Source organism: Metabacillus mangrovi (genome assembly GCF_009711125.1).
Classification (GTDB): Bacteria; Bacillota; Bacilli; order Bacillales; family Bacillaceae; genus Metabacillus_B; species Metabacillus_B mangrovi.
Window position 1 is genome coordinate 1 of the sequence record NZ_WMIB01000054.1, and the last position, 1,104, is coordinate 1,104.

A 1,104-nucleotide genomic window follows, 5' to 3' on the forward strand; every position below is an offset into this window, starting at 1 on the left:
GAATCTACCCAAACAAAGAACAGGAAATTCTCATCAACAAAACAATCGGCTGCTCGCGGTTTGTGTTCAATCATTTCCTCCGGAAATGGGAGGACGCTTATATGGCAACACAAAAAGGTCTCACCTACAATACCTGTTCGGCGATGCTTACCGACTTAAAAAAAGAGCTCCTCTGGCTGAAAGAGGTCGACAGCGTCTCCCTCCAGTCGTCGCTGAAAAACCTGGCAGACGCCTACACCCGGCACTTCAAAAAACAAAACGACAAGCCGGTCTATAAGTCAAAGAAAAACCCGGTTCAGTCGTACACGACCAAACAAACGAACGGCAACATCGCCGTTGTCGATAAAAAAATCAAACTGCCGAAGCTTGGGCTTGTGTCGTTTGCCAAAAGCCGTGAGGTCGAAGGCCGCATCCTTCGTGCCACCGTGAGGCGGAGTCCGAGCGGCAAATACTTTGCTTCGCTTTTGGCCGAAACCGAAATAACGGAGCTGCCGAAGGCAGGCTCTTCAGTCGGCATCGATGTCGGCCTCAAAACGTTCGCCGTCCTCTCGAACGGAGTGGTTTACCAAAATCCGAGGTTTTTTCATAGCCTTGAAGAAAAGCTCGCCAAAGCACAGCGTGTCTTATCCCGGCGAACCTTCGGTTCGTTCAACTGGAAGAAGCAAAAGACGAAAGTCGCCCGCATCCACGAACGCATCGCAAACGCACGAAGCGATTACCTTCATAAGATTTCGACCGAGATCGTCAAAAACCACGACGTCATCGGCATCGAAGACTTAAAAGTGAAGGTTATGGCTCAAAACCGTAATCTCGCGAAAGCGATCAGCGAAGCGAGCTGGTCCGAGTTTCGCTGCATGCTTGAGTACAAAGCGAAATGGTACGGCAAACAGGTCATCGCTGTCGGAAAAAGTTTCCCATCGAGCCAGCTCTGTTCAATTTGCGGCTACCGCCACAAAGAGGTAAAAAGCCTCGCTTTGCGAGCGTGGGAATGCCCGTCATGCCGCACGCACCACGACCGTGATGCGAACGCGAGCCAAAACATTTTGACCGAAACCTTGAGGCTTCTAACCGCAGGGACTGCGGGGATCGCCTAATCAATAACGG

Annotated in this window: 1 protein-coding gene; it reads left to right on the forward strand. The window is 51.1% G+C overall.

Translation table 11 applies throughout. From position 1 onward, the window contains the following. Window positions 1-2 precede the first annotated feature (2 nt). On the forward strand, window positions 3-1,094 hold the full coding sequence (gene tnpB / locus GKZ89_RS20765) for an IS200/IS605 family element RNA-guided endonuclease TnpB (protein WP_162357165.1): 1,092 nt from the start codon (window positions 3-5) through the stop codon (window positions 1,092-1,094). Window positions 1,095-1,104 lie beyond the last annotated feature (10 nt).